General features: G+C 69.5%; 2 protein-coding genes. One reads left to right on the top strand and one right to left on the bottom strand.

What is annotated here, in order from left to right:
* Positions 1-23 precede the first annotated feature (23 nt).
* On the bottom strand, positions 24-872 hold the full coding sequence (locus ACNPM4_RS02460; protein WP_448984574.1) for a ribokinase: 849 nt from the start codon (positions 870-872) through the stop codon (positions 24-26).
* Positions 873-984: 112 nt separating this feature from the next.
* On the opposite strand from ACNPM4_RS02460, the gene ACNPM4_RS02455 reads away from it, so the two are divergent.
* On the top strand, positions 985-1,492 hold a 508-nt coding region (locus ACNPM4_RS02455; protein WP_448984573.1), incomplete at its 3' end, for a nucleoside hydrolase.

Below are 1,492 nucleotides of genomic sequence, written 5' to 3'. Positions count from 1 at the left end.
CCTTCTCCTTCTCCGGACGCCCCTCACCCCACCGGAAGATACCGGCTCAGGTGCTCGAACGGCGGCTGAGACGACAGGTGCGACACGGCCGCGGATCCCACCGCACAAGCGGCGGCCAGTGCATCGGCCGGTGCGTGCCCGGCGCGCAGGGCGAGCACGAGCGCCGCGCAGAACGCGTCACCGGCACCGACGGTGTTGACGGCCTCGGCGGGGACGCCGTCGGCTCGGGCGATCTCCTCGCCACGGCGATACAGCGCAGCGCCGGCCGCGCCGTAGGTGACCGCGACGAGCTCCGCCTCTGCCAGCTCGGGCATGAGCTCGCGCTCGGTCTCGTTCACGATGAACAGGTCGACCCGGCGCAGCAGAGCCTCGGGCAACGGCTGGGCGGGCGCGGCGTTGAGCGCGATGAATCCCTCCGCCGAGGCGACGACCTCTTCGACCACCGCGAGCGCGATCTCCAGCTGCATGAGCACGGCCTCGTCTGAGCCGAAGGTCACGCCGTCCAGCGAGACGTGGTCGTTGGCACCGGGGCAGACCGCGATCTGGTTCTCGGCATCAGCATCGACGACGATGAGCGCGGTGCCGGTGGCGTCATCCACGGTGCGCAGGTCGCTGACATCGACGCCGGCCCGCTTCATCTCCTGCCGGGTCCAGGAGCCGTCGGCATCGTCACCGACGGCGCCGACCATCCGGACGTTTCCGCCCAACTTCGCGGCGGCGACAGCCTGGTTCGCGCCCTTGCCACCCAGGTCGCGGGAGAGCCGCCCGCCCGCCACGGTCTCCCCGGCAGTGGGGAGTCGTTCGACGAACGCGGTGACGTCGACGTTCGCGCTGCCGACGACGACGACGGACGGAAGAGCAGGAGAGGTCATGGCAGCAGCTTTCGGATCGAGCGGAGGCATCGGAACGCGGAGATCGCGGTCGACTTGACGTTCATGATAGAAAGTGTAAACGTTTACGCACGCACATCTGCAAAGGAGCACCATGACAATTCCCGTCCTTCTCGACTGCGATCCCGGCCACGACGACGTCTTCGCCATCTGGCTCGCGGCCGGAAACGACGCCATCGACCTGCGCGGTGTGACGACGGTGGGCGGCAACGGCTACCTCGAGCACACCACCCGGAATGCGCGGATCGCACTCACCGTCGCCGGCATGACGGACGTGCCGGTCGCCGCCGGTGCCGACAAGCCCCTCGTCCGTGAACTCACCCCCGGCGCGTGGATCCACGGCGAGAACGCGCTCGGCGGACCGGTCCTCCCCGAGCCGACCGTGCCCCTCGACCCGCGCCACGCCGTGCAGTTCCTCGCCGACACCCTCGCCGCCTCGCCGGAGCCGATCACCGTGATCCCCACCGGCCCGCTCACCAACATCGCGCTCCTCCTGCAGCAGCATCCGGAGGTCATCCCCCAGATCAAGGAGATCATCTGGATGGGCGGCTCGACCGGCCGCGGCAATGTCGGCGCGTATCCGGAGTTCAACGCCTGGGCAG

This window comes from Microbacterium umsixpiens (genome assembly GCF_053543675.1).
The sequence above is the reverse complement of the archived record's forward strand: the minus strand, read 5'-3'. Positions and strand labels throughout refer to the sequence as shown.

What these genes read in the sequence shown, in the direction of transcription:
- ACNPM4_RS02460 (WP_448984574.1), bottom strand. Translation starts at nt 872, where the DNA reads ATGACCTCTCCTGCTCTTCCGTCCGTCGTCGTCGTCGGCAGCGCGAAC.